Raw genomic sequence first — 25499 nt, 5'->3', positions numbered from 1 at the left:
GGACGCCCGGAACACTTCTGGCGGGGTTCACCCCGGCAGAGGTGTGGAGGAATAGCGGCCGGGTATGACCAAGCCGAAGGCTTACCGAGGAGCGGGAGCGGAGGAAGTGAGCTGGCTCGCTTGCGGGACAGCTGACTTCCGGAGAGGGAGCGACCCAGCAGCGGAGCTGCGTAAGGCGGCAGGATGCTCGCAATCCACGGTCACTGAAAGCGGTTGATGCCGGTCGAAAAGCACTACGGCTATGCGTGGTGGCGCCGAGGTAGAGGAATTGGGGAAATTGGGGCCCCGATTCCTCTGCCCGGCGCGGGGCTGGCAAAGGGCCGGGTGCAACCCGACCACTGCAGCCAGGCCCTTTCCTGCCGCCGCCTCGCCCGGGAGGACGGAGGTACAACCCTCGCAACTCACTGACGGAGCGTACTTAACATAATCCGGATTGTGCTAACCCGCAGCTGGCAGGAGCTTCGGGCGGGGCACCGTTCCTTCGAATATTGATGCCCTTGAAGCGGGAGATGTCGTTCGAGCGAGGAGTTACACAATCCCGATGGGATTATGTTAATGTACGCGGATTCGGGGCACTGACGCTCGCGCCGGCACTGCGGCTCCCGGGCGATTATGGCCCCTGGGGGCGGTGGGGGACAAACCAGCAAGAGTCTGTGGCCGGCTTGTCCGGTCACAGTCTCTTGACCTTATTTCCTTTTAATGCGCGAAGCGCGGCGCGGAACGGCCGCGAGTCTCTGACCAGAGCGCCTTGGCGCGGCGGGAAGAGTCTCGCAGTGGAGCTGCCACAAGTGGAGTTCGGAGGGGAGCGACAGTGCCCCGGAGGACGGAACCAAAGCGAGCGAGCGCAGCTTTAGCGGAGCGAACTGGCTTTGACCGCTTTCATCATTATCGGTCTGTATCAATATCGACATGAAAGGAGCTGATAGATGTGGACATTGAGAACGATCTTAGGCATTCTCCCAACTCATCTATCAGCTCCAGGATGATTAAAAAGCCAGATGTTTCGATGATTTCCAGGAATCCCCAAGACCCAACGTCCAAGACGGCTCTGGCATATTACTGTGATAATCACAATCTATTCACATAATAGATCAACAATACTGAAAGGTCCAGCAAACATCTTGTCCAGGTTCCTTTCGATAGCCGGATTGCGTTTGCCGTGCTGCTTGGGGTCGTAGTTTTTGTGGCATTCGGTTGGAAAATCTTCTGTTTCAAGATAGGCCTTGCTATCTTTCCCTAAGATTATGCCCACCATAATGGATAGCCAATGCTGATACACTTGGCCTCGATTCATAATACTCTGTGCGGCTAACTCTTTTGCGAAAGAATCAGCATAATCATCGGAAACGATTAGGTGATTTCCGAGGCCGAGGTATAGGGGCTGCCATCCATTAGGGGGCAGATCCCTTTGGCCTCCGATATTGAACTTGGTGTCATTGAGAGGAGGACATAAACTCGCATAGCAGTCTAAAGGCATGTCGCCATAAATGAAATTGCAGGAATATTTCTCTCCTGAACGAGAGACAATAACAATCTCTCCATTACTACCTTGTGCTCCTGGCTCAGCGAAGAAATATGCTGCCGCGTCAATTGGAGAGTATTTCTTGGCATTGGCCGCGCAGAGTTTGACAAATGTGCTCATATGACGTACTTTATGAGTAGGATCTATCTGTTTTCTGAACCAAAAATCAGTTCATTACTGTCAGATAAAAATTGATGTCTTTCTTGCAATGCGGACAATAGAGCAGGTAGCCTTCACGTCCACACAATTCTCTCCAAGTATATCCGGGGGATGTCTGGTGTGAGATATAAAGTGGCTGGCCACAAATCGGGCAAGTGTTTTTCAGTACATATGCATGGCCACAAAACTGCCATCCATCCTTTTCTTGGTACCGTTCTTTTCTCAATGCCACGCGCTCTTTAAGGTTGAGTGCTCTTTCTACTTTGAGCGGATCTATAAAGACGGTATCGGGATTTATATCCAAGTATGCCTCATAAATGCGAATAAGTCTCGGCTCGAGAGATTCTATCTCTGCTATTATCTTTTTGTTCATCATATAGATTTTTATTATTTCCATTGGGTTGCAGTGCGCATTGCGAGGGTGATGGCTTCGCCGACGAGGGCGATGTCCGCGAGGAGGTAGTGGTTTTTTCCTCGGCAAGTGACTGTTGTTCCCGCTATCTCGGCAGTGCGCAAGAGTTGCTTACGGATGTCGGTGTCTCCGAAGTAGGTGACCGGACCGATGCCGAAAGCGGTCCCGGAAGGGGAGAGTCCGGTGATGATGGGGCCGGCATCAATGTCCATAGCCAGAACGGGCGACTTGTAGGAGTATTCCTTGAATCCGGCAATGGGCCGCTTCTTAAGGAACAGGGACTTGAACTTCTCATACTGATCCCTGGCAAAGTCTTCATCGACGAAGGTCAGATAATAACAGCTAAGGGCAGTGTAGGAGCCTTTGACGGTGACGCAGTTTGGTCCGTCGAAGTCAGGCATGACCATAGAGGCAATCAGCCTTGATGAGTCTGAAAGGTGATTCTCCTTCATATTGTCCAGCCACTTCTGAATCGTTGAATCGTATTTGCCGCCGTATTGACGCGAGTAGAGCTTCAGGGCGACTATGGCTACCAGCACGTCTGGGACGTAAACATATTCGCCAGGATAAGTTTGCAGATTAAGTCCGGGACTGGCGAGGAGTCTGCGATTCATCGTGGCGCATAGTGAATGGTATAGCTGATCGTATCGGCCATCTCCTCCAATCTGTTTGTAGCCGGCAATCATCCAGGCAAGGTGGCTGAGGTAGGAGACGTGCCCCTCCTCACCGTCCAAACTCTCAATCGGATCTTCTCCCCAGCGGACGCGGTCGTATCGGCGCAGCTCTGGAGCCATTACCATTTTGATGAGACTATCGATGGCGGTCAGCGATTCTTCTCTCGTTTCTGGATTCAGAATGGCGATGTTCACAAGGGATGCGGATAGCATCGAACAGGAATAAAGTGCCCACTCGCCCTGGAACTGCTCTCCAACGGCTGCCGGCATTCTATCAATAAGTTTCTGCGGCGAAGTAATTACCTTTTCCATTAGGTAGTTCCGACGACGGAGTATGTCTGCTTTCTCGGTCTCAAATGAGCCGATATTATGCATGTTGATCGCCATCCAGATACACTTTATGGCGATCAATGCCACCAGTATCCCGAGAATCCAAAGTATCATTTTTGTCTTATGCTTCATAATCGACTCATAGTAATCGTGCAAGTCTCTCAAGGACCATTAGGGCCTTTGCAAGCATCTTGTCCTGGTCTTGGAACATAGCAGCGAATCCTCCGCTCTCCTGAATGTCAAGCCATAGGAAAAGGCCACCATAGAAAGCTAATGCAAAAAATGCCGCAATAACTGGTCCGAATGTTTCCCACCAAGTCTGTTTTTCTTCTTTGTGCATCGCTTCGTATTCAGCTAAAAAACGGCAGGCCCGCCGGATGCCTTTCACGCCTCACATTGGGCGGGCCTTTTGTGCCGTTAAGAGAGAAGCTTCGGGTCTTGCACGTAGGCGGACGTGAACGGAGTTCCTGCAAGAGCCGGGTTCTTCTTTTCTTCTTCAAGTTTGTTGTATATCTCTGTCATACGTCGGTTCCCATCGCTGATAATGCCCAGGTATGACATTAGGTTGTCGCGGAAGCTGGGGTAGTTGCGGTCCATTGCCGCCACAAAGAATCGAAGGGTGGTGCCGTCTGGTTTCTCGTCGAAAATGGCTTTGACCATAATCAGATCGTCGGACATCAGATGAGCGGCTTTCTTCAGCAGTTCCATGTCCCACTCACTTGTTTGTACGTTATAATAGCGGGAGATGAATATCTGAGGGAGCCGGGACGTGTCGATGAAGAACCGCTCTCCGACTACCATAAAACGCACCCAATCGTCGGAAGTGTCCGGGACATACCCGGCGTGACGCACGGCTGCTTCTATGCCCTCAACTGTCAATGGGTCATCTGCAGTTGCGGATTGGTCTCCTGCGATAGCACCACGTTCTTGCAGCGTTTCCATTCGGCCTTTCATCAAGCCGTTCTCGGCAGCCAGCTTGGCGTTTTTATCGTCCTGGCGTCCCAGGATGAGCAGTAGTATAAAACAGAATACTGCCAAACATATTACGAGTCCCAGCATAGCCTTAATGCTTGATGATGAGTTTGTTGTTCTCGTTGTCAATGGTGATGGTGCCGAAGCGTTCCATCGCGCTTTGACCGAAGAGGAGAGGAGCTCGCTGATTATTGACGACAGAGGCTTCAACATCTTTGAGCTTGACGTCGCCAATCATAATCTCGCGGAGGGTGATGACTGCACCGGCGCTCAGTTCACCGGTGGCAACCTGGTAGTAGCGCTTGCCTTTGATGTCTTTATCGGAGAGGTAGCGGTTCTTCAGCATAAAGTTGGCTTCTACGGAAGAGATGGTGACGTCTGATGCGCCGGTGTCGAAGATCATCTGCAGCGGAAGGCCATTGATTTGACATGGGACTTCAAAGGTTCCACCGACGTGGCGCGTGAAGGCGATTTCGGAAATGGTGTCCTCAGTCTTTTCGGCGACTGGTATGTCGGACTTTTGTAGGAATTCTTCGTGGATGGCTTTGTATTTGGCTACGAGTTCCTTGTAGCGAGGCAGGTCACGGAGGATGTCCATATCGTAGTCGTACTCCAGATGGCCGAAGTTACGGTATTCGAGTTCGAAGGCTTTCTCAAGGGCCTTCATAGCATCATCGATGCGATTCATTCGGCCATAAAGGCAGGCATAGTCGTACCAATTGCCATCATCGGAAGGATCTTCATCGATGATCTTCTGCATCCATGCGAGCGCTTCCTCATCTCTGCCCAGTTCGTGGAGGGCATAGTGGGTGCTGCTGCCGTCGGTGGCTATGGTATCCATTGCCACTGCGGTTTCAAAATCGGCCCGTGCTTCGTCGAAGCGTCTCATTTTCTTCAAGACCAGGCCACGCTCCAGGAAGATGTAGGGATAGTCCGGATCTACGTCGATGCCGAGGTTGTAATCTTCCAGGGCGAGGTCGTTCCTTCCGGTGAGTTCATAGCACCAGCCGCGAGAGTAGTAGGGGAAGGCATAGCGTGGATCTTCCTCGATAGCAGAGGTGAAGTCTGCGATTGCCTGGTCGAATTTGCCCAGAAGTCGATAGCAGATGCCGCGCTCACAGTAGGCATTCCAATCGCCCTCCTTAGCAAGAATCTGATCCAGTTCCGCAATGGCCGCTTCGTGCATTCCCAGGTGGCGGTAGCATTCGGCCTTTCTTTCATAGAGACGATCATCTTTGCCGGCTTCTTCTTCCAGCTTGATGTTTTCCTTGAGAGCCAGTTCATACTTACCGGCGTAATAATATAGTTCCGCAATCAGCGCGCGCCAATAGATAGGTTTGTCAGAAGTTTTCATCTTTGCCCGCATATTGGCAACGGCATAGTTGAGATTCTTCTTGCCGGCATTGATGAGGAGACGCCAGCTGGGATCTGAATCCTTATCGACATACTCGATGGCTGCATCAATGGCACTATTGTAGTCGCCCTTGTGGTCATAAACTTGAATCAAGAGCCGGTAGATGGGCGGATATGTGTCACGTACACGAATGGCCGCAAGGAGCTGCTGCTCAGCCTCATCATAACGATCGCGCCCCACGAGATTCCGGGCAAGGCCATACATCGCTCCGACATCCGTTTCATCTTCAGCCAGCATCTTGCGGAATACCGCATCAGAACCGTCCAGGTCCCCAATGTTGTAAAGGGCCCGGCCGTAGTCGAAGGCAATGACCTGCAGGTATTCAGATTTCTCCTTCTGGGCAAGTTTATATGCCGTGCCGGCAGCGGTTGCCGCCTTTGAATCGTCACCAAGGCCGGCGTAAGCATAGCTCTGCCACCAATAGAGGGTGGACTGCTCAAAGCCGGACTTCTTGGGATTATTCACCTTAATGGCACGGTTTACATCGGCCAGGGCTTTGCCGAATTCTTCTCGGTTCTGATAGATCCGCATCCGGAGCATCAGCGCATCGACGTTGTCCGGAGTGTCCTTCAGCTGCTTGGACACGAGGTCAAGCGCCTTGTCAACGTCTTTCTCCTCGTTGAGGGCCTCGTAGGCCTTTCGGAGATTGTAGTCGTTCTCTGTGGTGGTTTTCTGAGCGTACAGAGTGCCGCTCGCGAGGGTCAGCAGCAGGGCTGACAGAATGGTGAGAAATCTCTTCATGTGCGTGAAAGTTTATAGTTGTCTTATCGTTTGAAATATGATACGTAAGAGACTTTTGAGTCTGGTTTGTATTGGAAGTAAACCAGGAAGTTGCGGTAGTCTATTTCGGCAGAAAACTTGTCTGCCCAAACAAGACGATGCTCGCTATTAAACACGCTTGCGGCCCGTAGGATGCTTGCATCCACATCGCAGAATTGCCAGCCGCCCTTTGTATAGAAACTTTTGACGGTGGTGATAAAGAAGTAATACTCTGCGTGGGGAATAACACCGGTAGATGATACGCCAAGCGTTTCAGTCTCGACATGGCCTCCCCTTATTACGAAGTAGTAAGTATACTTATGGTACTGATCTTCGTCGAAGCTGATCCAAAGGTCACCACCACCATCAGCAGGACCGCTGTTTACTGCATCAGGGAAGTCCTGACGAATTTGGTACAATGATTTACCGAGATTGTTACCCGGTTCCTGGGCAAACGAAAGAATTGATGCCGCCAGGAGGCATAGTGTGAGGACGTGCTTTTTCATGGCTTTCTGTTTTCGCTGGCAAAAGTACGTCGCATGTGCGAAACCAAATTTCGCGCGAAATAAGAATGTAAGTCCGGATTCGCGAATGTAGGATTCGCAAAAAGCATTAACTTTGCAGCCGGAAACCAAAAATCAGAGCATTATGCCATCCAACAAAAACGCCGTCATCCGCTACATGTATCTCGACCAGATGCTGAGTGACCGCTATAATAAATACACGTGCGAGGAACTCCTCAAGAAAGTGAACGAGCGTCTGGAGTTTGCCGGTTATCCAACCATTGGTGGCGACCAGAGCGATTATGAGCGCTACATCAAAAGTGGCAAGCGGGTCATCCAGCTGGATCTACAGGCATTGCAGGAATCTCCTTTCAATATGGAGATAGATAGCTCTGAGAAGCTGTATGGCTCGCCGGTGTATCGATATGCAGACCAAACCCAGTCCCTCTTCAGCAAGCCACTTTCTGACGATGAGAAGCGCTTACTGCAGGAGGTGCTCAACACGCTTGGCCAGTTCGCCGGCCTGGATAGTTTCGAGTGGCTGAACGATCTCCAGGAGAAGCTCAATGACAAACGAGCTTTTGGAAGAGGAGAGTATGACAAAGAGATGTCTGAGCCCAGGAAAATTATTTCTTTCAGCTCCAACGACTACCTGGAAGGGAAGGACTATCTGGGCACACTGTTCGCTTTGATTTCAAACAAGAAGGTTGTCGACGTGGAATATGAACCCTTTGGCGAAGCCCCCAGGACTATCCGTCTTTATCCATACCTTCTAAAGCAGTACAATGACCGCTGGTACCTGATTGGCACCCCACTGGCCACTGAGGAATTCCCTTATCGGGAAGACTTCTATGTCAATCTTCCGCTTGACCGCATGAATGGCGTAACCGCTGTTGACGGTGTCGAATATGTGGACTGCGACGAGTACTTTGAAGAAAGATACGAGGACATAGTGGGTATTACTTGGATCAAGGAGGAAGAGCAGAAGGAGATAGTCCTTGCTGTTAAGGATTCCTACTCCGGGTATGTAGATACCAAGCCCCTGCATGGCTCCCAGATAAAGTTCCCAGCCGAGAAGCAGAAGGAACTTCACGATAAATACGGGGCCTTTGATGGCTACACCTTCTATAGCATCAACGTGAAGCCGAACAGAGAACTGTACAACACCATTTATCGCAATGGAGAGAACATCATTCTCATCTCGCCAACAAGAATCCGTGAGAGGATGATCCAGGAATTGACGACATCTCTGGAAAGATTAAAAAGTGTTCGCGGCGAATGTTGATTTCGCCAGCGCACTATACATTTGCTAAGTGATTTGACGGGAAATCACTATCTTTGTAGAACTTAAGGTCTTTGACATACCGGAGCAGACTTTTGACTTTCGTCTGTCACGTTTGACAGATGTCCGTAAAATCGGATACTTACCAAAGGTTCACTCGTTACTACGAGAGTAACGCCGAAAGGCTTTTCGTCATTACTCTCCAGAAATGTGCAAGCACATATGAGTGATGATGAGATAGAGAATATAGAAGATTCTATATTCCGAACTCAAGAGTTCGTAGACAAAGAAAATAAGCTCCGGTATGTCTCGGCCTTTTATGCGAGTAGATTCCTATGACCAAAGAAGCAATCGTTGCGGCAGCAGCTAAATTAGAGACCACCCATGATCTCCTTAACCTCTTGAATAAAATCAAGATGGCTGAATTAGGCGATAGAGGGTATCCCTTCATAATGCCGCACTTAAACTACTTCATTCACCCTGCTCGCAACAAGAAGAGCTACAAGACTTTCCAAATACCGAAGAAGTCTGGTGGTGTCAGAGAGATTTCCGCCCCCAAGACTTTGCTAAAGTCGTTCTTGACCTATACAAATCGACTACTCCAAGCTTTTTATGAAGGCCCTGAGTACGTGACTGGTTTCGTCCCTGAAAGGTCTATCGTTGATAACGCAGAGCGACATATCGGGATGAATTATGTATTCAACACCGATCTTAAAGATTTCTTCCCAAGTATTACTAAATCGAGGGTTTGGGCCACGCTTAAACATCCTCCGTTTAGTTTTAACGACACCGTTGCTGATGCCATAGCAGGACTTTGTTGCACCGAGGTAAAGATTGAAGGGGAGAAGTGCTGGGTTTTACCTCAAGGGTCTCCTTGTTCGCCAATCCTTACCAACATAGTTTGCAGGAATCTGGACCGCCAATTGTACAAGCTCTCGAAGAAGTATAATTTGCGCTACTCAAGATACGCTGATGATATCACATTCAGTAGCAATCGGAATGTCTTTCAAAAAGGCGAGGAGTTCCAACAGGAACTTGAGACCATTATTACTGGACAACAGTTTGTCATCAATGAGAAAAAGACCAGGTTGCAGAAGAAGAATGAACGTCAAGAAGTAACAGGACTGGTAGTAAGCGATCGCGTCAATGTAACCCGAGAGTATATTAGGGGGTTGGATAACCTTCTTTATATATGGGAGAAGCATGGTGAAGCTGATGCATATGCCAAGTTCCTTGCGCATTATACCCCAAAACAGAATCTTCACAACCACAAACCTAATATGCAGGCCGTAATTCAAGGTAAACTTCATTATCTTAAGATGGTGAAAGGCGCTGACAATGAGGTCTGGAGACGTCTTCAAAGACGCTTTAACAAGCTGAGTGGAGCAAAACCATCACTGGAAACGGCCTGGATTAAGTATAAGTATACGATCTCTGACTTTGAGAAAAAGATTGGAGTGAAACTGGCTTTCGATCCAGATGATAATGGTTTACTGCACTGCTCTTTCACCTTGAATGGTAAACGAACACCGGTAGCGCTCAGCCGATATGCCAGAACTAGGGTGACTAACATTCTTTCAAAAGATGACCTTTCGCTGCTGGAGAGGTTTAAGAATTCGTATTTGATAATCATTTACGAATGGGGAGAAGATTGTCTATGGAGAATTGAGCGGAAAAGGCGTCAGGTAAAGCAGGAGCCTGCTCACGACATAGATAAAGTCTCTATAATTGACGACATCGCTGCGTTAACAAGCCAAGGAGATGACGTTGCTCCGGAGCAGAACGAAAGCGGAAAGAATACCGATGAAATACTGGCAGCTTTGGTTGCCTCAGACTTTGATCTAAATACACTTGATGAATGGGACAAGATAAAAAGCAGCTGACTAAACTGCTGGCATTCGTAAAAGGGCTATATGAAGATCCCGACAACAAAGAATTTGCTGCCGGGATTCAGAGTATTGTTTTGAATGATCTCCGGACTGGTGATAGGCGAGAGGCGTGGACTAAGCAAATTAATGAGATTTATGAGCTTTGTCTCAAGAAGAATCTTCGTGAGCAAGCAGAAGACTTATACAAAGATGTTCCTTTGTCGGGGATAGCTGAGGACCTGGTAGATCTTTATGTGGAGATGGAGAATGCCAGAAGGGCAAACGATTTCGATTCCTTCGGTCGTTACCTATTCCTTCAGATTGAATTGATCGTTGGGACGATCATAAAAGAGGAAGGCTTCAAGCGCTTATATGAAGCCATCCGCAAAATGAAACCTCTTAGTCGATATAACCGTGAAACCAAAACCAATTATAGGGCGGATTTCATTCAGAATAAGACAAACAGAGATGGGACGAAAGAAAAACTGACCAAGGATACAGTTGATAAGTTCTTATTCATATCTAACGATAGTTGCGGCAAGCCTATAGATTCTTTGGGCGCTATTGATAAATGCCGAATTGTGCTATATACAGTGTGCTACCAAGCTAAGGTGTCTGGTTGGCCTACGGAAGATTTTGATGCCCTTTCGGGCATATATAACGTCCGTAACCATGAGTCGCATACTGGCGTAAACATGACTGATGCACAACAAGAATATTATGATAGATTGGTCGTTGATAAGACCAAGAACTATCTTCGTTTTCTTGGCTTCTTGCTCACGTTTATCAAAGGCATCTCCGATAATTATCCTCTATCAGACGACATCTTTAACCTGGCCGGTATTACCAAGTAAAAAACTTAAAACGGGTATTCTTCTTCTGACGACTCCTTTACATCATCAAAGTGAAGGTTTCGTACCACCACGACCCCATCTTTGCTAACCGTCATTAGTTTCTTATCATCCTTTGAGAAGGTGGCTGATGCGACGGATGAGTTTGTCCTATCCCAACCACCAGTTCCTTCGATTTGATCTCCATGATCGCAATAGTGTGCCAACTCGTTGTTGGGATCTTCACTCCTTACGACATATACATCGCGTGAAGGTTGATGTCCCCAATGAGGATGTCCGGAAATGTATGGGATATAGCCCTGGCGTGATAATGCGATGTATTTGCCGGATGGACTAAAGGTAAGGAAACTCCTACCCTTTATTTCATTGTAAGACTCTTTGTTTGCAACATCATCTGACACGAAAGAACTGGGGGTACTATCGTAGTAAGCAACCATTCCTCTCTTGCTAAAAACGCCAAGCCATACTGCCATGGTAGATGTGGACATATACACTATTTTGCGCTCTCTCACATCATAAACCATTGCAAGTCCCTTCTGGAAAGAATTCATTGGGAACCTGCCGGCTACAATGATATATCTATTGTCGTACGAATACGACACATAGTTCAAGAAATATAGTGCTTGAGGCAGCTGGATGTCGACAACCTCCCCATTTACGTTCTCGCGAACGTAATACTCTTTTCTGAAGATGTAGCTATCACACGCGGAGCCATCTTCAAGAAAAGCCTTTAATGCGAAGGAATCACTTACGCCGAAGAAGAATCGAGATTTGGGTTTGAGCTTTTCGTCCAGCCAGCTCTTGTTCGCATTGTAGTATAGAGAGCGGTTTTTCTTCGCCTCCTCGTAACGAGGACCTGTCTTCTTCGGAATGTATAGAGGAGACTCCATCTCATAGTCATACTTTGCTACATATCTTTGGTATTCCTCGGTTGAGACATATTGCTTTTTCTCGTAGCTATAGTACTTGACCACATTATGAGCCACGTGCGTAATCTTCCCATCTACACTTTGATAAGTGAATTGACCTGCGGCGGCATCCTCAATTCTGGTAAGACTCACGGGGTCAACGTATACTGGCTTTCTGTGGGTATCGAAGTCCAAATATGGAATGTAACCATTTATGTTTCTCTTGATTACAGACCCTTGGAGTTCAAACTCGGATTCTTCATCAGAACCAATCTGGCGAAGGAAATACTCTTTCCCTTTCTTTTGGTAGATGATGTTTTCGCCATCAGAGCAAAAAACCGCTTTTGAGTAAAATGATTCATCGATTTCCATATTACCCAAAGGAGTGCCGGACCATTCTTTCTTTACAGGATCATACCCATAGAGGACAACACCTTCCTCGCTGCGAACAATCGCATAATTACATTGTTCCGAAACTGCTATAAGCCTATCCTTTGTGCATGGCATTGCGTGGACGTAACCGTCTTGAGAATGGATATAATCTCCTACGCCTCCGGACAATCGATAGAAGCCATCTTTGTCCAGGTCTTCATAAATGGAATTGGCGAAAACACGTTTATTCTCAATATCATGAAACTGTATTTCAGTTTTCTTCTCGCCAACTTGAGAGATTGAGACAACTTTGATTAGGCCTGTTTTGCGGAACAATGTCTCCGTATCATATCCTGTGTTGGTATGCTTAAAAGAAGGGGAGAGAGGATCTACAAGAATCTTGGAAGAATTCTTGTCCTTGGTAGCAATCAAGATATAGCCACTTGGGGAGACTATAGGTTCACCCTCGAACTCTTGATGTTTTTTATTGAAGATAAGAAAGCCTTTGTCGCCGTTGTCTTTGACGCAATCAAAAGACTTACCTTCAGTAATAGTCATAGGCTGATCCGACTGCAGGTAAGAGCCCTCTTCATTTGTCGAATGAAGAGAATACTTGACTTTATTCGAAACGAGACCACGGTTTTTGAGCACATGTTTTGTCTTAACGACGTAGAACCATCGTTCGGGACGCTCGTATATGGTTAACTCGGCATAAGAAGTAAAGGCGTTCTTCACCTCCTTATCTTCCATTGAAGTGGAGGAAGTATTATCCCATACAACCTTGCTATTGATAGTGGTTACAGGTACTATATCATCGTATAGTTTTGTCGCCTCTTTTGAGTGGAGATCAATCACTGAGAGAGACTGAGGACTATTTCCAAATATAACGCTATGCTTGCCGATGAAACAACGGAACGGATCTGATAGTTTGTAAAGTATTTCCTTGGCATTGGGATCACCAAGGTGTTTGATTTGTACCTCTCTCTTATCCTCAAGATGATAGAAGAGAATCTGCTTGGTATCATCAATCGCAAAATCGTTGCAGCCAAGCGACGTGAGTCTTGTTTCTACATCATCATCCATAGAGTAAAGAATCAACCCGTCTTGCGAGGAGAAAATAGCATAATGCTCGTTAGAGTAAAGGAAAGAGGATTCGCCAATAGTCTTCTCGACCGAAAGATTATCCAAAGAGAAAATAGAGTTGTCTTTGTCGGAGACAAACAAGAGGTAATTGCTGGTTAAAAATTGGATATTCTTCGGAGCCAGGCCGTGTTCAAGATACTGTTCTTTTGTCTCGCGGTTATAAAAATAAGTACGATCGAGCATCACCATTAATGCCCAAGGGGTGCCTTCGAAGATATACGTTTTCTTTTCGCGGCTACCGCCAAGTTTAATGGCATCCTCAACTACAATAGTTTCCGCGGCACTATCTTCGCCAGCTATGGTGAATTTGTGTTCACCCGCCTTAAGCCTAACAGAGATATTGGATAATGCCGGAATCTCATATTCTTTACCCTCGACAGAATCCTTTACTATTAGGATAGAATCGCTGCCATTGATCAAACGGACATCAGAATTGAGATAGCCAAAGTGTGGGTGAACCTGAAATACTGCCATATCTATTTTTGTTTTGGCGCAAAATTATAGTGCCGCTGCGAATCCATTATTCGCGAAAAGGGCTGTTCATAATGTCACTATGGTTCCAGGTCAAATTTCTGCATCGTGCCGATGATGTCGGGGGCGATGCTGCGTTCGACGGCGGCTTTGTGGGCGTCGCCTTCGGGGGTGTTCTCGAAGGCGAGGATGATGTCGTCGGCGAAGAGTTCGGTGCGGTAGGCTTTGCCGATGATTTCGTGGAAATGTATCCAGACGAAGGGAACCGGGTTCTCCTTGGGATAGATCCGGTAGAAGTTGTATTTGCGATTGAGGTTGGCGACGAGGTCGTCGCGGATAATCTTGTGGAGTTCAGCGGACCAGTCTTCGTCGGTGGCGTAGGCACGCATCACGAAGAAGAGGTTGATGTAGTATTCCCGGAGCAGGAGGGTGTCGCGGTCGAAGAGCCGGTCTTCGAACTGTTTCTGGATGTCTTCCTTGAGTTTATCGTTTGCCTTGAGCTGCGGGTCGGCATAGTTGATGCTGCCGTCGGGAACGCCGTTGCGGATGAAGAAGTTGGGTGTGACGTTGTAGCCCTCGGTGAGGGAGTCGCGGAAGCGCTGCAGTTCTTCGCCGGTGAACTTCATGTCAAGCGGAATGGAATCCCTGTATCGCAGGGCTTTGAGCCTTTCTTCTCCGACGGCTTTCTTGAGGTAGAGCTGCTCGACGTTGTACTGGATGGCGTTGCGTGCGTAGGTGAACTGCTTATAGAGCGGGACACCGGTGATGTCGTTGGCGTCTTTGTAATACTTGCTGTCGCCGATGAAGTAGATATTGGAGTCGCTGCCGGTGAGGGAGCGGTCCAGGTAGATGTGGTCGACAATCTTGGCGTCGTTCTGGTATTTGAGGTCGTGGGGGATGTCGTTGTCGCTGAGGAGCTTGTCAATCATAGCCTCAAAGACGATGTGGAAGTTGCCCACGACAAGGAGGTCCTTGCGCTGCTCGTCGTTGCTGCGGTTGTATCTGAAGAAGGCGTCGAGGAGTTTCCAGAGTTCGCGTAGATCCTCCCGGAAGTAACTGCTCTTGTTGCCTTTGATTTCCTTCGGGGTGATGCCGCTGCTGACCATGACGCCCACTTTCGCTGCAGGCAGGATGGGGTAGACAAGGTCGCCCAGGTCGATTTTGAGGTGGTATTCCCGTTTCAGGTAATTCAGGACCGAATAGAAGAGGATGATGAGTTTCTCGTTTGTGTCGAGTTCCTTTTTCTTGTTGATGGTCTGAACGTACATCGGCTCCTGCGTCTGCTGGTCGATGTAGGGCTGGGTGCGGGAAATGGTGCGCTGCCAGGAGGTGTTGTTGTTTCCGCTATGGTTCTCCTTCGTGATGGTGGTAAAGATAGTATCGTGCTCTTTGAAGAAGTCCACGAGCTGCATGGCGGCGCTTAGCAGGTCTTTCTTGCCGGAGCTGGCGCTGGCGCTACTGCGCTTAAGGTCTGCCTCCTTGATAATGGAGGACCGCTTATTCTCGTCGTAGAAGCGCTGGATGACTTGATGCACCCAGATGGAAAAGCCGGAGATTTCGCCGATGATGTCCGAACCGTAAAGAGGGTTCTCCGGGGATTCCAGGTCGATGATCTTTTCCGGAACGGCATTCTTAATGCCAAGGAATGTCAGTTTGCCGCTCCTTTTCAGCAGCAGGGCCTTCGGTAAGATGAATATCGGCCCGTCGTATTTGTCTTTGTTGTAGATGTAGCCGACGAAGCGCGTCTTGAATTTGTCGTCGCACGCCTCCCGCATCCCCTTGAAGTATTCTTCAAGAAGATCGGGAGAGTACGGGTAATCTTCAAAAAAGATGCGCATGGTCGACGGACATCAAACGAAAACGCTATTCGGCAGTTTGCTCGCCTTCGCCCTCATTCTCCTCGGTCTCAGGAGCGGCGGGAGTTTCCGTCTTGGGAGCCTTCTTCTTACCATTCTTAACGAAGTAGAGGAAGCCTTCAAGAAGGACGTCGCCGTTCTTGCGCGGGTCTTTCTTGTCTTCCTCTGTAGCGTCTTTTGCCGGTTCATTGAAGAGTTCGGCGAATTTGAACGGAGCACCGTAAATGTCTCGGAAGAAGAAGGTCTGGGGGCTATTCTTCCCAGCATACAGGTCCTTGCAGACGTCGTTCCAGAGATAGAACATCACTTTGTTCTTGAACTCCGTGGCGTTCATGTCCGAACGGATGAAGAATTCGCCCATTTGCTTGTCTTCGCTATCGGTAGCAAGGGTGATCTTGTCGTTGAAGCAGGGGAGGTATTCAAGCCAGTGATAGTCTTTGCCGCCAACATTGAAGGTGTAATTTGCCTCCATGTTGGTATAGTCGATCTTGATGTATTTCATCTCCCAACGGCGCTTGAAAGCAGAGTCCATCGGGAAGAGGCTCTGGTCAGAGGTGTTCATCGTCGCGTAGATGTTGAAATTGGCCGGTAACTTAATCTTGGTGTACTCGTCCAGCTCGGCTTCGTCACGCAGGTACTTCATCAGTTCCTCCTCTGCGTCGATGGGGAACTTCGACTCGCCATTTTCCCGGTCCAGGAGCTGGAACAAGTCACCGAAAATCTGGGCGCAGTTGCCACGGTTGATTTCTTCGATGATGAGGTAGATGGGCGTTTCGGGATGTTTCTTCGCAGTCACGTAGGCGTTGGTAAACACCTGTGGAACAAAACGGTAGTCCAACTTATCATTCTCCTTTACCGGCTTGTAGCACCCCACAAATGTGGAATAGTCATAATCCGGATGGAATGTCGTGCGGAATACATTGATTCGCCCGTCGTCGAACTTGATAATCTTCTTATCATCCAGTCCCTCGGTCAGATCCTTAACTTGATGTGATTTGCCGGTTCCAGGGCAACCATAATAGATGGTTTGGATTGTTTTATCTCCTGTCGAACCTGCAGAAACGGGTTGCGAAGAGGGTGCTTCGTCAACGAATCTTGGCGTATTGCTATTGATTATAGTCAGTTTGATGATTTCGGAACCATCTTCTTTGACAAGCTTTATAGTGGAGTAGCCACCGAGAAGATAATCACGGATGGTGAACTTGAATCTCACGATGTGACCGTCTTTATCGGTATACTCGTGTTCGGTAAGAAGGTCATTAAGATATAGACGTTCATCGATTTGACCATTCTTCATGGGGACGTCTTTTCTCACCGACCAGGTGAAATCCCTATATGGATTATCACCGAAAACTGCTTTAACGCGACGTAGTCCGGTGTCCACAAACTCATCAGAATAATATCTGTTTTCATGAACAGAGCTGCTGTCGAATTTCTTCGGCAGCATTGACGCAATGAAGAGGAAGGCTTGAGTAATATTCTTCTTGTCCAGACGCACGGTGATAGATTCGGCGTCACCAAAGAACTCCCGGTGCTCTCTATCGAAGAACAGATCTGTGTTCTTGGCATCTCCAGACCCCAGCTCCCTGTAGCTGGTGTTGGTCTTGTTCATCAATTTTGATATCTCTGACATGGCTGTAAGTTTTATTCGTGTAATACGTGGGTGTCTATCAAATACTGCACGACTGCATATATTGTGTTGACGCTGACGGCGTTACCGGCTTGCTTGTACAAAGCGCCATCTGGTACGCCGGCATCGTGAGCAATGGTTGCGAATTCTTGTGGGAATCCTTGAAGGGCAAATGCTTCCTGTGGAGTGAGCTTGCGGATAGGAATCTGAGCAAGCTGCTCCTTTGTCATATGCTCGACCGGATTAACAGCGCCACGACTTTCAATATAGTCCTGGCTATAGTAGTTGTCTTGACATGCTCTGTGCATTTTGTGCATGGAAGCAGTCAGAGGCCTTGCGGTTACCTGGTTAATATCAGATCTTGACCGGAAGTTTGCCGTTCCGTTCGATAAGATTGTCGGCTTGATCCTTTCGGAGAGGAAGTACTTTTGATCAACGTGCTCGGCAAGAAGGTCAACGGCACGATCATAGCGCAAAACGGACGTTTGCTCGAGAATCTGGTTAAAATGCTCGCTAACCTGCTCCGGTGTGAAGCGGTCTTGATAATGAGCAGGGAGTCTCTCCTGTGAGGCGAAAATCAGTACGCGATTCCTTTTCTGTGGGAGGTGGAAGTCGGCAGTATTGAATATGTTCGTGACCACATGATAGCCGAGTGCAGTCAATTCGCGATAGATACGGCGGTATGTCCGACCTTTGTCGTGAGTGTACAGATTCTTTACGTTCTCGAGAAGCACGAAAGGCGGCCGTTTGACATTCAGAATATCCTTGATTCTGAAGAACATCTGTCCACGGTCTTCGCCAAAGCCCTGCTGGTCGCCCATCATACTGAATGGCTGGCAAGGGAAACCAGCGGTGAGCATCTGGAAATCGGGGAGATTGGCAATATTCTGCTCGTCTGCAGTGAACTGAACAATGTCACCGAGTGCAATCTCGTTTGGCGCAATGTTGTATATCGCACGGTAAGTATCCAGCGCTCTGCGGTCTATCTCGGAATAGCCGATGCTCTCAAAATCCATAAACCCGTCTTGGGTCAATAGATCGAGGGCGCGTCGGAATCCGCCAATACCGGAGAACAATTCGAGATGGTTCATAGCTTTACCGTGTCTAAGATTCCTTTCCCGATTGCTTCGGCAAGTTTGACGGGGACAGCATTCCCAATCTGGGCATACCACCCGTTCTGGGCGCCAAGGAACACGTAATCATCAGGGAATGTTTGTACACGTGCCGCCTCTCTCGGACTCAGTCCACGTGCCTCCCACGGATGTATGTACATGTTGCAGTCATACTTCATGTGCGAGGTGATGGTTTTGCAGATCTGAGTCTCGTCCAGCTTGAAGTATTTATCCTTGAAGATGCCCAGCCTACGCTTGTAGGGCATAATATCCTGGATTGATTCATGAAGGGAATTTGCCCCTTGAGGAAGTCGGCGGTATATCTCAATATCCCGCTCGTTGTTGTAGCGGTTCTTGTGATTATACAGCTTCGTGATCTCACGGTCTCCGTTTATAAACCTGTAGAAGTCATTCCTTTCATACGTGAACTGCATTTCCGTAAGACCGGTTGCAATCTCCTCGACATCGGAGGCATTCTTCACCTTCCGGGCTTCAAGATGGGGGAGGCCTCTCAGTGCATCACCAAGTGTGAACGGCTGCCTCCGGTATGCGTTAATTGCCGTGAAAATATCCGCAGGATTGACACCAAGCCTGTTCCCAATGAAGATGAGACGCTCACGATTCTGCGGAACGCCAAAGTCCTGGGCCTTAAGAATCCTCGCTTCGAACCTGTAATCCTCGCCGAGATACTCCTTGAAATTGTCCTTGATTTCATCGATGCGCTGGGCCATTCCCTTGACATTCTCCATGATGAAGACTTTGGGACGGACAGCACTCAAGAACTTCAGATAAGCTTTATACAGGCCATTTCTGGGGTCGTCGATGACACGTTGGCGATTGGCGCTTGAAAAGCCCTGGCAGGGCGGTCCACCGCAAACCAAATCCACACCGCCGTCGATGTTTTCCCAAATATGCTTGTATTTGTCAAGCTCCTCATTGAGCTTGTTGATGTCTCCCACGTAGTAATGTCCCTTCTTGACTTTTCGGTTGGCCATATAAGTCGAAGCATATACTGGCATAATCTCATTGAAGAAAATGGATTGAAAACCAGCTTGCTCCAAACCAAGACTCAAACCGCCGCTTCCGGCAAAAAGGTCTATGAATGTAGGTTTTGAAACGCTACCTTTTTTATTGCTCATATATATGTGCCTGCTTTCTGGGGGATAAAAATCCTAATAAACTAACAAATATACGCATTTTATCCCGATTATAAAATTATATGTACTTAGTTGAATCGTAACTGCCGATAAATCAAGCCGAAAGGCCTGCCCCGAACCGTGGCCCGGGGCGCCTTCCAGCTATAACTTTTTGTATTCTCCGTGCTTCACCTGCTGTATCTCGCCGGCCTGGATCGCTCTCGCCACCTGCCGCCGTACAGTACGCAGACTTTTCCCGACCTGCTTCGCCACCGTCTTCATATCGTCGGTCTTGAAGTAGCCGGGCAGCGCCGCCAGGATGGTCTTGCGTGTCGCCGAGGAGTAGGAATCGGCCACGGCAATGCCCTCCGGTCGCTCCCGGTCCAGAACGTTGAAGATGTAGTCGTTGTGCTCGGATATGACCCGGATGATCTCCATCGTCAAATCGAAGTCGGCATCGGAACACTCCACGCTTTCCTTGATCGTACCGGAATCCATCAGCCGCAGGGTCGTCAGCACCATCGCGATGCGGAGGAAACACCAGGCAAGGCGGTGCGTGCTGGCGGAGTAGCGGTCGCCGTTGAGTTCCTGCATCCGGTCCTTCTCGGCGGTGAAGAATTCGTTGAACTTGCCCGTCTGCGGGAGCGAGAGCCGGAAGATGACCTTTGGTTTCTCCTCGAGCAATTTGGTGAAGGCCGTGAATCTGGCTCCGAGGGCGTCGAAGGTTTCCTCCAGGGGTTCGTCGCTGCCGTAGGAGTCGAATCCGTCGAGCCATTCGGGCGTGGCGTTGATGCAGAAGAACATGAAGCGGGACAGCAGTCCGTTTTCAGAATCTCGTATCAGCGATTTCACTTGCTCCGGCGTGCCTGACAGAACGGTGGCCAGCCTGGGGTTGTCTATCTCGCGCTCTTCTCCGTCGTCCCCGCGGCGCAGGTAACCGAAACTCTCGTGTGCGAAAGCCTTGCGGAATGCATCGCTGTAGTCGCCGTAATCGCTTGAGAATGCGTTGACCACGGTGTCGCCCTCGGTCTCGAACATCAGCAGATTGCCGTTCTCGGCCATTGCCTGCTGGAACGAGGTTGAGCTGGAGTTCGCAGGGACGCGCAGCAGCTGGATGGGAGGCTTCTCGGGCGGGTCGATGTTCTCTCCTTTCTTCTGCCGCTTGTAACGGGCGTATTCCTTTTTGTACTCGTCCTTGGCGGTGTTCCAGCGGTCCAGTTTCTCCTTGTGAATAGGCTTGACCAGCCGGAAGCAGAAGTCGAGTTTTCCTTTGCCCGCACCCGCCGGCCCCGGTACGAAGAGATACATGTTCGGGTAGATGGTCTTGCCGAAATAGATGGTCATAACGGGTACCATCGCCGAGCTGAGGGTAACGATGCTGACGATGAGAACGAGGCTCTTTTCCTGGTCCGTGTGCATCAGATCCGTAACGTCTTTCAGCAGTCCGGGGAGGGCAGGGTAGATGGAAGCGGGGAAGAGCGGAAGTATCGGCATTTCCTCGGGGTCATCTTCGGAAAGGGACAAAGGGACATTATTGTCACTTTGACCTTTTGTACGTGGTGCCACTTGCATCGTTCCCGCCGCGTTCGCGGGTCGTTCGAGGGTAACACCTTGATTCTTCGCGAGATAGAATAGGGTACTTATATCTGTCCTTCCGGAGTCGGATTTCAAGCACTCGGTGTACTTGGTGTCACTTTCGGCCTGGTCGTACCCGGGGTAGAGAGAGGAGATGTCGTGGAAGTATCCACGGCCTCCTTCGCCGAACTCACCGGCCAGCGCGAAGCCTACCTTCAGCCAGTCGTTGTAGTCGGCGGTGATGTCAACTCCGGCAGCACGGAGCGCCGCAATGAGGGCCTCGACCCTGGTTGCGGTGTCCGTGACCGGAGCAGGCGAGCCTGCGGTGCGTGCAGGCTGCTGCGGCTGCTGGGAGGGCTTGTCGCCCTCATTCAGCAGATCCATTAAGAAATCTGGAGATGTCATAGTCAAAATCGTCGTCGATGAAAAATGGATTCAGGAATGCGTCCGGGTCGTAGGGGAGGAAGCAGGCCCGGCAGATGTCTTTGCCGGAGGGGTCTGCTTCGTAGCCGTAGGCGTGGCGGACGTAGTTGGAGAGGATGGTGAAGAAGTCGCAGTAGGTGAAGGGCGTTCCGTCGGGCTTGGTCTGCCCAACCGGCAGATTCACAAACCATTTGACACCGTCACCGGAAGGACTGCGGAAAGCCAGCACGGTCTCGAAGTTCTCTTCGTTGGCCAGCAGGAGGACCAGCCCGTCGGGGTCGGGGATATGGTCGAAGTCGATGACCATATAGCCGCTGGCCTGGATGAGGTCGGATTCCTTGCGGGAGCGGAAGAGGCCGCCGGGGGTCACGTAGTCGAAGTTCTCGGCCTTGTAGCGGCTGCGCTCCTTGCTGTCCTTCAGGGTGCGGAGATGCTCGGTGTGGGCCTTCGCGTAGTCCGATGTGACGTACTTGAAGATGTCCTGCGGGGAAGCATCGCGGCAGGGCCTGGTGTTGCGGATGGGACGCCGGAAGAAGCTCATCCGGGGGCAGGGCGGGAGAGCAGGCTTAGCCGGTTCCGGTTCGGCCTGCGGCTTTTCCTGCTTTTCGAAGAAGGGCTTGCGAGGCTCCGGGATGTAGAGTTCTTCCGCCAGGCGGGCGATCAGTTCTTCCTGCGTGAGATCCTCGCCACGCTCATGATAGTAAGCTGTAGCGAGAGCCAGGGCGTCACCGTCAAGCATCTGGCCGTCGGGATAGTGATAGCGGGCAATGTAGTCGGCCATCTTGGTGCCTTCCACGGGGATGCGGTCCAGGGTGACTTCAATGATGCTGCCGTCGGCCCAGACGGGATCTGGGCATTCGCCGCAATCCTTGCCCTTGACGTGCATGATGTGGTCCGGGAACTCTTTGCGGATGAGGTGCTGGATGATGTCGGTACCACCGCTTGTCTTGCTGAGAAGCCATTCTTTAGTCATAGTGCAGGTCCTCCAGGTCGATGTAGTGTGACAGACGTTCCTTTTCCTCGGGCGTGAGTTCGTCGAGGGTCATGTAGCCTTCCTTCAGCATTTCAATTTGCATGAACGGGCAGTGGCGGAGGATCTGTGCATAGGGATCATCCGGATTGTTCAGGATAAGCTGGTGCAGGACCTCGCTGATGTGCTTGGGCTGGCTCATAGGGCACCTCCTTTCTGGGAAAGAATCCGGTTGATGTCCACGACGCGGTACCGGTCCAGCGCACCAAGTTTGACGGGGACCAGGTAGTCGCTCTTTTTCCAGCGCCACAGGGTGGCGGAGGATACTTTCAGCTTCTCCATCGCTTCCTCGCGGGTGATGAAATCTTCGACCTCCTTTTTGGTCTTCACCAGGTTGTTGTCACGGAGGTCCTGGAGCAGTTCTTCTTTAAGAGACCTGCCCCAACTGATGAGGTCTGACGCTTTTACGGAAATCGTCACATCCGGGCATTGTTTTGCCAGAGCTATTAAATCAAGCGTTTCCATTTTACCTTGTTTTAATAGTTGCACCTCCCATCGAAACAACAAACTGCGGAGGTGGGGCCCGGCGGGAAACGGTTGTTATCTATGTCTGATTCCCAGGGTTTACCGATACAAAAATAAAATGATTAAATGGGTTGAAAACCAATGTTTTACACAGATGTAAGAGGGGAATAACACAAATAAAACCGCCTGGTTTTCAGACGGTTACAAAGAGGAATGTGTAATGATGTGTAATTCTATTTGCGTGCCCTGGTACGGCCTATTTCATCGAGTTTGTCTTGAGCACGTTTGAGGGCTTTTGCACTGAGCTTTGTCTCCCTGACATTGGCGGCAAGGGCCGGTTCGAGGCCTGCTACGGAGAGAAAGTTGCGGAGGAGGCTGGCGAAATCCCGCTCTTTGACCTTGAACCAGAGCTTGCTCTTGGAGGCGAGGGCGCCGTAGTAGGTATGGACATTCTTCTCGCCGGACACCTCCAGTATATGGTCCAGGAGGAGACGGGCCTTGTGGGGTTTGGTGGCCGTGGCGAACAGTGCCAGGAATGCTTCTTCCGACATAGAATCAGTACCATTTTGCTGCTGGCGCTGGTGACGGGTGTATGGCTGCTCCTGAACGGGATCGGACTGGCGGTCTGTCCACTGCCTTATTTCGTTCACGAAGTCTACGACGGTCCAAACGAGTTCAGCCTCGTCATCGTGGCCCTGGGCGTCGAGGTATTCTGCAAGTTCCTAAATGGGGTCAAGATCTATGTCGAAGAATTCCGTGGCAGTGTAGTATCCGTCCCGGGCAGTCTTGATGTGCTTCCTGCAGTATTCTACTGTCTTGCGGTCGAGGACGACGGGACTGGTCTCCGGGGCACCGTAGTAGTTTCCCAGATAGTGCCTGACGCCGGAGAAGGCCTTCTCGGGCTGAATGTCATCAGCGTCGAGAATCCTTTCTGCGGTGGACGAGAGCTGGTTGATGGCGTCAACTATGTGTTCTGCTTCGGTTTTCGTCATGACTATGCAAAGATACACATTTAATCCAGCAGGTTGGTCATCTCGCGGATCATGTCATCGTCTATGTCGCGGTAGCGGGCGAATGCCTTGGAGCCTTCGCAGTGGCCGGAGAGCTTGCCGACGAGGTTCGGGTCTTTCACCTTCTTATAGAGGTTGCCGATGAATGTACGGCGGGCCATGTGGGAGCTGGCGATGTCGCAGATGGGGTGCTGCTCAGACTGCTTGGTCCTGGGGTTGACGATGGTCACGACCCGGGTGATGCCGGCTTTCTTCAGGGACTCCCGGATGAGGCTGTTGAGCTTGCCGGTGGCGTAGAAGGGGAAAATGGGGCCGCTCTTCTTGCCTTTGTAGCGTTCCAGAATCTCGATGGCAGTGGGAGCCAGGTAGACCTTGACTACACGCGGGCGCTCCTCTTTGGTCTTGGAGGGCACGTACTGAACGGAGATGCCGTTGTCGGAGGTGACGATGTTGTTCTCGGTGAAGGAGAGAAGGTCGCTGATACGGCAGCCGATGTAGCACTGGAAGACGAAGATGTCGCGGGCGGCACGGAGGTCTTTGTCCTCGCCCATATCCGTCTTGTACAGGAGGTCGCGTTCCTCGGTAGTGAGGTAGTAGGGGGTACCATACTTCTGGGAGCCGACGGAGTATTTGCGGAAGGGGTCATTCTTGGTGTAGCCCATATCGATGCACCAGCGCCAGTAAGCGCGGACCGCGCTCATATAGCTGACAATGGCGTTGTCGCTGCGTTCGCGGGGAGCGCGTTCGTGCTTGGTATGCTCCCAGGCGTATTTGTATTTCTTCACCGGTTTCAGCCCCATGCGATACTTCATTTTAACGGGCTCAAATAGCGTATGCTCAGTGCGAAAGAAGTTGTCTATACTTACAAGGGTGTCGGAATTAGCCTTGTCAAAGACGATGACTTTCCCGGTGTAGAGCTGGTACCTTTCTATGATGCGGAATATCGCCTGGTAAGTGTGTACGCGCTCGGCGGAGAGTTTCTTGTACTTGAGGAAGTCCGCAGTCTTGTCGTTGAAGCAGACGTGTTCGCCGTCTGACTTCTTGTAGTTCTCGGGGAAGAGGAGCCTGTCGATGACGTCTTGCGCCCAGGTAGGGCCGAAGTCGTCAATGTCAGTCTTGGCGGCCTTCTCGCCGATTCGTGCAATGATGCGGTCAATTTGAGTCTTTGCAGCGCGGGCTTCAATGACTTCATCCGTTTCCTTACGGACGTTGATGACGATCTTACCATCGGCAAAGTACTTTGGAAGAATGTACGTGTGCGTATGCGCGCGCTGGGCAACCTTCCTGGTGTTTCGGTACCGGAGAAGGATCTCGCATTTGCCGGTGTCCTTGTTCTTGATGGTGGAGAGGGTGAGTGTTATAGATGCCATAATTCCATATTTTGTTAACACCTCAAAGTTACAAAATACGGGGGACAAAATCAAGAATTTTTGTCCCCATAATTGAGCACTAAAGAAAAATGATGAGTTTTGACCCTCTCGCCGAATAGCCTATATTGTATTGATATACAAGTGGTTATCTTCTTATTCGTTCTCTTTCGTTTTCCCGTGTTTTCATTTCTTACTTCCCAAGGCAGAAATTTCCGTTGTTCTTTCCATGACGTTACGGGGGTATACAGTCCC

General features: G+C 49.9%; 21 protein-coding genes. 4 read left to right on the top strand and 17 right to left on the bottom strand.

From position 1 onward, the window contains the following. Window positions 1-1075: 1075 nt before the first annotated feature. The 7 genes from PLF13_14285 to PLF13_14255 all read right to left on the bottom strand — a co-directional run bounded on the left by PLF13_14285 (window position 1076) and on the right by PLF13_14255 (window position 6748). Window positions 1076-1642, bottom strand: coding sequence for a hypothetical protein (locus tag PLF13_14285; protein HOP08442.1), 567 nt, complete (start codon window positions 1640-1642; stop codon window positions 1076-1078). Window positions 1643-1688: 46 nt separating this feature from the next. Then, complete coding sequence (locus PLF13_14280) at window positions 1689-2057, bottom strand: hypothetical protein (GenBank protein HOP08441.1); 369 nt, start codon at window positions 2055-2057, stop codon at window positions 1689-1691. Between the two features lie 11 nt (window positions 2058-2068). Further along, window positions 2069-3229 carry a hypothetical protein gene (locus tag PLF13_14275; protein HOP08440.1) on the bottom strand — a complete coding sequence of 387 codons (1161 nt, stop codon included), beginning with the start codon at window positions 3227-3229 and terminating at the stop codon, window positions 2069-2071. A gap of 7 nt (window positions 3230-3236) precedes the next feature. Next, the gene (locus PLF13_14270; GenBank protein HOP08439.1) at window positions 3237-3437 is read right to left on the bottom strand and encodes a hypothetical protein; all 201 of its coding nucleotides are present in this window, start codon (window positions 3435-3437) and stop codon (window positions 3237-3239) included. Window positions 3438-3514: 77 nt separating this feature from the next. Continuing rightward, complete coding sequence (locus tag PLF13_14265) at window positions 3515-4135, bottom strand: hypothetical protein (GenBank protein ID HOP08438.1); 621 nt, start codon at window positions 4133-4135, stop codon at window positions 3515-3517. Window positions 4136-4160: 25 nt separating this feature from the next. Next, window positions 4161-6224 (bottom strand): tetratricopeptide repeat protein, encoded by a 2064-nt coding sequence (locus tag PLF13_14260; GenBank protein ID HOP08437.1) that lies wholly within the window; start codon window positions 6222-6224, stop codon window positions 4161-4163. A 23-nt stretch (window positions 6225-6247) separates the two neighbouring features. Next, complete coding sequence (locus tag PLF13_14255) at window positions 6248-6748, bottom strand: hypothetical protein (protein HOP08436.1); 501 nt, start codon at window positions 6746-6748, stop codon at window positions 6248-6250. Window positions 6749-6890: 142 nt separating this feature from the next. On the opposite strand from PLF13_14255, the gene PLF13_14250 reads away from it, so the two are divergent. The 3 genes from PLF13_14250 (at window position 6891) to PLF13_14240 (ending at window position 10749) form a co-directional block, all read left to right on the top strand. Beyond that, entirely contained in the window at window positions 6891-8030 is a 1140-nt protein-coding gene (locus PLF13_14250; protein HOP08435.1) for a WYL domain-containing protein, read from the top strand. Between the two features lie 332 nt (window positions 8031-8362). Then, the gene (locus tag PLF13_14245; GenBank protein ID HOP08434.1) at window positions 8363-9910 is read left to right on the top strand and encodes a reverse transcriptase family protein; all 1548 of its coding nucleotides are present in this window, start codon (window positions 8363-8365) and stop codon (window positions 9908-9910) included. Continuing rightward, a complete protein-coding gene (locus PLF13_14240; protein HOP08433.1) occupies window positions 9886-10749 on the top strand; it encodes a hypothetical protein in 864 nt (287 codons plus the stop codon). Before PLF13_14245 ends, PLF13_14240 begins: the two co-directional genes overlap by 25 nt. A 5-nt stretch (window positions 10750-10754) precedes the next feature. On the opposite strand, the gene PLF13_14235 is transcribed toward PLF13_14240, so the two are convergent. From PLF13_14235 to PLF13_14195, 9 genes are all read right to left on the bottom strand, one after another. Next, entirely contained in the window at window positions 10755-13643 is a 2889-nt protein-coding gene (locus PLF13_14235; GenBank protein HOP08432.1) for a hypothetical protein, read from the bottom strand. Between the two features lie 77 nt (window positions 13644-13720). After that, the gene (locus PLF13_14230; protein ID HOP08431.1) at window positions 13721-15478 is read right to left on the bottom strand and encodes a hypothetical protein; all 1758 of its coding nucleotides are present in this window, start codon (window positions 15476-15478) and stop codon (window positions 13721-13723) included. 25 nt (window positions 15479-15503) lie between these two features. After that, window positions 15504-17108, bottom strand: a complete 1605-nt coding sequence (locus tag PLF13_14225) for an AAA family ATPase (GenBank protein ID HOP08430.1) — start codon at window positions 17106-17108, stop codon at window positions 15504-15506. A gap of 32 nt (window positions 17109-17140) precedes the next feature. Further along, on the bottom strand, window positions 17141-18217 hold the full coding sequence (gene dcm / locus PLF13_14220; GenBank protein ID HOP08429.1) for a DNA (cytosine-5-)-methyltransferase: 1077 nt from the start codon (window positions 18215-18217) through the stop codon (window positions 17141-17143). After that, a complete protein-coding gene (locus PLF13_14215; protein ID HOP08428.1) occupies window positions 18214-19377 on the bottom strand; it encodes a DNA cytosine methyltransferase in 1164 nt (387 codons plus the stop codon). The genes dcm and PLF13_14215 overlap by 4 nt, the downstream gene beginning before the upstream one ends. Window positions 19378-19536: 159 nt before the next feature. Then, the gene (locus tag PLF13_14210) at window positions 19537-21333 is read right to left on the bottom strand and encodes a DUF3987 domain-containing protein (protein ID HOP08427.1); all 1797 of its coding nucleotides are present in this window, start codon (window positions 21331-21333) and stop codon (window positions 19537-19539) included. Beyond that, window positions 21317-22345 (bottom strand): BT4734/BF3469 family protein, encoded by a 1029-nt coding sequence (locus PLF13_14205; GenBank protein HOP08426.1) that lies wholly within the window; start codon window positions 22343-22345, stop codon window positions 21317-21319. The genes PLF13_14210 and PLF13_14205 overlap by 17 nt, the downstream gene beginning before the upstream one ends. Continuing rightward, window positions 22338-22544, bottom strand: coding sequence for a hypothetical protein (locus PLF13_14200; GenBank protein HOP08425.1), 207 nt, complete (start codon window positions 22542-22544; stop codon window positions 22338-22340). Before PLF13_14200 ends, PLF13_14205 begins: the two co-directional genes overlap by 8 nt. Next, entirely contained in the window at window positions 22541-22867 is a 327-nt protein-coding gene (locus PLF13_14195; protein HOP08424.1) for a hypothetical protein, read from the bottom strand. Before PLF13_14195 ends, PLF13_14200 begins: the two co-directional genes overlap by 4 nt. Before the next feature lie 275 nt (window positions 22868-23142). Between PLF13_14195 and PLF13_14190 the strand changes: the two genes are divergently transcribed. Next, complete coding sequence (locus tag PLF13_14190; protein HOP08423.1) at window positions 23143-23883, top strand: hypothetical protein; 741 nt, start codon at window positions 23143-23145, stop codon at window positions 23881-23883. Here PLF13_14190 and PLF13_14185 read toward each other — a convergent pair. Next, entirely contained in the window at window positions 23880-25247 is a 1368-nt protein-coding gene (locus tag PLF13_14185) for a site-specific integrase (protein ID HOP08422.1), read from the bottom strand. The two genes, PLF13_14190 and PLF13_14185, sit on opposite strands and share 4 nt — an antisense overlap. Window positions 25248-25499: the final 252 nt, after the last annotated feature.

It is taken from the genome of Candidatus Zixiibacteriota bacterium, from assembly GCA_035380245.1.
In the GTDB taxonomy this organism is placed as follows: domain Bacteria; phylum Zixibacteria; class MSB-5A5; order GN15; family FEB-12; genus DAOSXA01.
The sequence above is the reverse complement of the archived record's forward strand: the minus strand, read 5'-3'. Positions and strand labels throughout refer to the sequence as shown.

Excerpts from the sequence above, each read along its gene's own strand:
- PLF13_14285 (HOP08442.1), bottom strand. The coding sequence starts at position 1,642 with ATGAGCACATTTGTCAAACTCTGCGCGGCCAATGCCAAGAAATACTCT.
- PLF13_14280 (HOP08441.1), bottom strand. The coding sequence starts at position 2,057 with ATGATGAACAAAAAGATAATAGCAGAGATAGAATCTCTCGAGCCGAGA.
- PLF13_14275 (HOP08440.1), bottom strand. The coding sequence starts at position 3,229 with ATGAAGCATAAGACAAAAATGATACTTTGGATTCTCGGGATACTGGTG.
- PLF13_14270 (HOP08439.1), bottom strand. The coding sequence starts at position 3,437 with ATGCACAAAGAAGAAAAACAGACTTGGTGGGAAACATTCGGACCAGTT.
- PLF13_14260 (HOP08437.1), bottom strand. The coding sequence starts at position 6,224 with ATGAAGAGATTTCTCACCATTCTGTCAGCCCTGCTGCTGACCCTCGCG.
- PLF13_14255 (HOP08436.1), bottom strand. The coding sequence starts at position 6,748 with ATGAAAAAGCACGTCCTCACACTATGCCTCCTGGCGGCATCAATTCTT.
- PLF13_14250 (HOP08435.1), top strand. The coding sequence starts at position 6,891 with ATGCCATCCAACAAAAACGCCGTCATCCGCTACATGTATCTCGACCAG.
- PLF13_14245 (HOP08434.1), top strand. The coding sequence starts at position 8,363 with ATGACCAAAGAAGCAATCGTTGCGGCAGCAGCTAAATTAGAGACCACC.
- PLF13_14240 (HOP08433.1), top strand. The coding sequence starts at position 9,886 with ATGGGACAAGATAAAAAGCAGCTGACTAAACTGCTGGCATTCGTAAAA.
- PLF13_14235 (HOP08432.1), bottom strand. The coding sequence starts at position 13,643 with ATGGCAGTATTTCAGGTTCACCCACACTTTGGCTATCTCAATTCTGAT.
- PLF13_14230 (HOP08431.1), bottom strand. The coding sequence starts at position 15,478 with ATGCGCATCTTTTTTGAAGATTACCCGTACTCTCCCGATCTTCTTGAA.
- PLF13_14225 (HOP08430.1), bottom strand. The coding sequence starts at position 17,108 with ATGAACAAGACCAACACCAGCTACAGGGAGCTGGGGTCTGGAGATGCC.
- dcm (HOP08429.1), bottom strand. The coding sequence starts at position 18,217 with ATGAACCATCTCGAATTGTTCTCCGGTATTGGCGGATTCCGACGCGCC.
- PLF13_14215 (HOP08428.1), bottom strand. The coding sequence starts at position 19,377 with ATGAGCAATAAAAAAGGTAGCGTTTCAAAACCTACATTCATAGACCTT.
- PLF13_14210 (HOP08427.1), bottom strand. The coding sequence starts at position 21,333 with ATGGATCTGCTGAATGAGGGCGACAAGCCCTCCCAGCAGCCGCAGCAG.
- PLF13_14205 (HOP08426.1), bottom strand. The coding sequence starts at position 22,345 with ATGACTAAAGAATGGCTTCTCAGCAAGACAAGCGGTGGTACCGACATC.
- PLF13_14200 (HOP08425.1), bottom strand. The coding sequence starts at position 22,544 with ATGAGCCAGCCCAAGCACATCAGCGAGGTCCTGCACCAGCTTATCCTG.
- PLF13_14195 (HOP08424.1), bottom strand. The coding sequence starts at position 22,867 with ATGGAAACGCTTGATTTAATAGCTCTGGCAAAACAATGCCCGGATGTG.
- PLF13_14185 (HOP08422.1), bottom strand. The coding sequence starts at position 25,247 with ATGGCATCTATAACACTCACCCTCTCCACCATCAAGAACAAGGACACC.